The sequence below is a fragment of the Streptomyces sp. NPDC057307 genome (genome assembly GCF_042667665.1).
GTDB lineage: Bacteria > Actinomycetota > Actinomycetes > Streptomycetales > Streptomycetaceae > Streptomyces.
This window is the reverse complement of the sequence record NZ_JBHUZM010000256.1, coordinates 1-4,614: the sequence shown is the minus strand read 5'-3', so window position 1 is coordinate 4,614 and position 4,614 is coordinate 1. Positions and strand designations below refer to the sequence as shown.

The window sequence follows — 4,614 nt, the reverse complement described above, 5'->3', positions numbered from 1 at the left end:
GGGGCGCAAGGTGGTGGGGGGGTGGGCGGGGGGGGGGGGGGGTGGGGGGCTTTTCGGGGGGGGGTGGGGGGCCCGGGCGGGGGGGCCCCGGGGGGGGCCCCCCCCGGCGCCGGTCACACCTCTCGTACTTCGAACGCGTCGAGTACGAACTCGGCCGTGCCGTCGTCGCCCACCTTGCGCAGTCCCACCCACGCCTCCCCGTCGTCCGGGGCGGTGAACTCGTAGCTCAGGACGGTCGGTTCGGTCGCGACGGGCAGCTCCGTACGTGACAGCTCCCGCTCCCCCGGTTCGTCCACGGCCGTGATCCAGGCGTACTGCCCGGCCTTCTCGTTCTCGTGGCGGAAGGTGACGCGGTAGCGCGTGCCCGGTTCGAAGCGGACGGTGTGCGGCACCGTGCGGTACACCAGTCCGTCGTTCTCGCCGCGTGACTTGAGCGATTCGGTGCCGTCGATGACGTCGTCGATCGCCTTGCCGTTCCAGCCGCGCTGGGTGAACGGCGCGTGCCGCTGGGCGACATGGGTGCGTGGGTCGGTGGCGCCGCCCGCGTCGCCCTTCACGAAGACGCCCCAGCCCTGGGGGACGTGCTGGAAGTCCTCGAAGGCCAGCGCGCCGGGCCGGGTGGAGCGGTGTGCGCCGACGACGCGTACGTTGTCGAACCGCACGCGTGCCTCGCCCGCGCCGGCTGTCAGCCGGAGGTCGACGGGGCCGCCGCGCTCCGGGACGGTGAAGTGGGTGAACATCCTTTGGAAGCGGGTGCCGTGCTTGCGGTCGGCGGCGACGTAGTTGCCCGCCGTGGAGGTCTCGGTCCAGTTGGCCGCCGTCACGCCGTCGGACGTACGGACCTCCAGGGCGGCCCGGCGCCGCTCCCCCGCCGTCCTGCCGACCTCGACCTGTACGGACGCGGCGTACGTGCCCGGTGCGAGGCGTTCGAGGCGCTGTCCTACGGAGGCCGCGCCGCCGGCGCCGATGACCAGTTCGTAGTCGCCGAGGGCGCTCAGCTCGACGCGCGCCGGGCCGCCCGTCACCTGCCAGCCGTCCGTCGAGCCGGAGTTGAAGCCGGGGTCGTGGACCGGGGTGGCCTGCCCCCAGTGCGGGTCGGGGGTGTCGCGTACGCGGGCGGGGTAGAGCACGTACGGCTGCCCGGCCACGGCGTCGACGGTGACCTTGCCGCCCTGGACTGGCAGGTCGGCGACGTGCTCTCGGCCCTGGTCGGTGAGGCGGTACAGGGCTGTACGGGAGCGGCCCGCCCAGCCGCGTGGCAGCTGCCACCGGGTGGGGCCGCCGACGGGGTTGTAGTGGTAGAGCTTGGCCGGGTTCCGGGCCTCGCGCGGCTCCCAGGGCAGCAGGTAGGTCCCGTCGTCGTACACGAGCCGCCCGTCGGTGGTGATGCGGCGGGTGCCGTCGGCGTCGCTGACGACGGTGTCCGTCGGCCCGGCGAAGCTGATCTCGTGCTCGGTCCAGCGCCGGATCGGGTACGCCTGGAGGTACTTGGCGGGCAGCGAGTCGGTCCAGATCAGGTCGTAGAAGACGTTCCAGTCGGTCTTGCCGACCCAGCCCTCGAAGTTGCCGGTGCGCGGGATGCCGAGCAGGGTGGGCCACTTGTCGGCGAAGACGTCCTTCTGGTGGTTGCGGATGAAGCGGATGAGCTGGGAGTTGACGCCGCGTGAGGTGTCGGCGCCGTAGTCGGTCTCGGTGGCCCAGTGCGACCAGAGCGCCGAGCGCTCCAGGCCGTGGCCCCATTCGGTGGTGATGTGCCAGCCCTGGTCGCGCAGGGCGCGCTGGAGCCGGTCGGAGTTCCAGCCGGACTCGCGGAAGACGTCGATGTAGAGGGTGTTGAGGGCGGGGTGGGTCTCGTCGCGCAGGTCCTGGAAGCGTTTGACGATGTCGCCGGAGACGAGGTCGCGGCGGGCGTCGATGCGGTAGCTCTGGTCGAGCCAGTCCCACTGTTCGTCGGTCTTGTCGACGAGTGTCTCGGAGAAGGCGTTCGCGACGGGGTAGGACTCGGTGGCGTTGACGTGGACGCCGAAGTCGCTGTGCCACTTCGCGCCCTCCTTGAGGAGGGTGTTGAGGTCGGCGAGGCCGCCGGCGCGGGTGTTGTGGTTTCCGGCGTAGTCGGGGTGCGCCGAGTCGTGGCCCTCGGACTGGTAGCCCTTGAGGAGGGTGTACTGGCGCAGCCCGTCGGTGGCCAGTGAGATCCGCTTGACCTGGTCGAGGGTGGCGAGGAAGGGGTTGGTGGCCTGGCTGGCGAAGTTGAAGGGGATGTGCGGGACGACCCGCAGGTGCTGTTCGTCGGCGCCGAGCGGGGTGACCATGATGTCGCGGAAGGCGACGGCGGCGTCCTGCCAGTCGACGGTGCCGTCGCCGCCCCGGCCGGGGGTGACGATCACCGTGGCGTACGGGAGGGGTTCGGTGGCGTCCACCGGTGAGGTGGCGGCGCGGTGTGTCCACTGGCCGCAGCGCAGTTGGGCCTCGACGACGCCGTCCCGGCGCTCGGTGCGGTGCCACAGGCGGCCGTTCTCCCAGGTGGTGCCGGTGCCGGGCCGGTCGTACACGGTGTTGGTCTCGATCGCGCCGCCGAGCCCGTCGTGCGCCACGACGGCGTACGCGCAGCCCGCCGCCGCCTTCGCGGGGGTGTCGGGGGTGACCCGGACGAGGGTGTCGCCGCTCTTGGCCTTGTCGATCTCGACGCGGGCCGCCAGGAGTGTCGCGCCGCTCTGGTCGCTCCGTACGGAGAGCAGGGCGAGTTCGGGCACCTCCAGGGTGCCGACGCGCAGGGCCTCGGTGTCCGCGACGCGGGTGACGCGCCAGTCGACGCGCCGGCCGTCGACGGCGATCTCGACGTCGATCTCGGTGCCGCCGTCGAAGGTGAGGGTGTACGAGATCCGGCCACGTCCGGCGGGCCGGGTGGCGACCCGTGGGGTGTGCGGCGCCCCGTCGACGAGGACGCCGGTGACGGTGGCGCTCCGCCCGTGCAGGACGGCGCGGGTGCCGCGGTCGGTGTACGACACGACGCGCGGGAAGCCGCTGTCGACGCGGACCTCCAGCTCGCGGGAGCGCAGGACGGTCTCGCGGGTGCCGGGGGCGGGCGCGGGCGTGGTGGGTGCTCCCGTACCGGCCGCGAAGGCGCCGCCCGGAGCGACGAGGGCGGCGCCCGCCCCCACGAGTGCGGTGGCGGCCACGACGGTTCTGCGGCGGGGGCCTCGGTCGCTTGCGTTGGCGTACACGTCGCTCCTCTTCGTCCACGGTGTTCCGTGCACGTCAATCTGCGTCGCGAGGAGCGGGTGCGCCCATGGACAAAGGCGGGACAGGTCTTGGACTAACGCGCCGACGGCGTGTCCGTGACCTGTCCCGCCCCTGCGGGTCACACGTTCAGGTCAGACCTGATCAGAGAGTGGAGGCGGCCGACGCGATGGCGGAGGCGAAGGTGGAGACCTCGGTGTAGACACCGGGGTAGTTGGGCCGGGCGCAGCCGTTGCCCCAGCTCACGATGCCGACCTGGATGAAGGCGCCCGCGTTGTCCTTGCGGAACATCGGGCCGCCGGAGTCACCCTGGCAGGTGTCCGTGCCGCCGGCGGCGAAGCCGGCGCAGATCTCTTCGGAGGCGATGAGCTGGCCGCCGTAGTTCGAGTTGCAGGTGGCGTCGGAGACGAACGGGACGGTGGCCTTGAGGAGGTAGCGCTGCTGGGCGCCGCCCTCGGTGGCCGCACCCCAGCCGGCGACGGTGAAGTTGCCGTTGTTGTACGCCGTGGTGGTGGCGATCTTCAGGGTCGGCAGGTTGATGGGCGTGGCGAGCTTGATGAGCGCCCAGTCCTTGCCCGTGCCGTTGTAGCCGGGGGCCTGGAGGACCTTGGTGGAGCGGACCTTGATGGCGCTGGAGCTCTGGAGGTCCACGACACCGGCGGTGGCGGTGATGCTGGTGTTGTTGCCGGATCCGCTCACACAGTGCGCCGCGGTGAGCACGACGGTGGGCGAGTACAGGGAGCCGCCACAGCCCATGGAGAGACGGACCATGAAGGGGAACTCACCCTGGGCGGCGCGCGTGCCGCCGACGACGGGCGGCGCGAGGGGGGCGGCGGCCTGCGTCTTGGGCGCGTCCGGCACGGGCGCGGCGTGGGCGGTGGTCTGGAGGCTGATGGCGGCGAGCATGACAGCGCCGGCAGCGACGCATCTCTTGAGGACACCCTGAATGCTCAACGGTCTGCCTTTCGTGGGGGCTTGAGGGATTGAGCTCCTGTAGGGCACACGGGTCGACGCGCGTTGCACGACGTTGGCATGAGCCCGACAGGAACGCGATCCGGATTATCCGGAGGGCAGGAGCGGCCCCACAAGATATGAATCTCGGCCAACCGAACGGTCGGCCTCCGGTCGTCGTCCGGCCACCGAACACCGGAACGCCCCTTCACCCCCCGCCGCCGCGCGAGCGTCCCCCGACAAGGCGCCCACACGGACGAATTCGGGGCGGCCGGGGCGAGTGAGCCGAAGGGGCGCGCCGCTGTCGAAAGGGAGAGCGCGCGGAGGTCCGTGAGGAACGAGCGGACCGAGCACGGTCTCCCATCAACACCGACAGGGGCACAGAGCGCCCCGGAGGCGAACCGAGCCCCCAACAAAGGGAGG

At 71.8% G+C, this 4,614-nt stretch carries 2 protein-coding genes; both read right to left on the bottom strand.

Features of this window, described 5'->3' with window-relative positions:
- Window positions 1-113 precede the first annotated feature (113 nt).
- Complete coding sequence (locus tag ACFUN8_RS37025) at window positions 114-3,224, bottom strand: endo-alpha-N-acetylgalactosaminidase family protein (protein ID WP_383647743.1); 3,111 nt, start codon at window positions 3,222-3,224, stop codon at window positions 114-116.
- A 160-nt stretch (window positions 3,225-3,384) separates the two neighbouring features.
- Window positions 3,385-4,146: a S1 family peptidase gene (locus tag ACFUN8_RS37020; protein WP_383647745.1), complete on the bottom strand. Its 762-nt coding sequence runs from the start codon at window positions 4,144-4,146 to the stop codon at window positions 3,385-3,387.
- Window positions 4,147-4,614 lie beyond the last annotated feature (468 nt).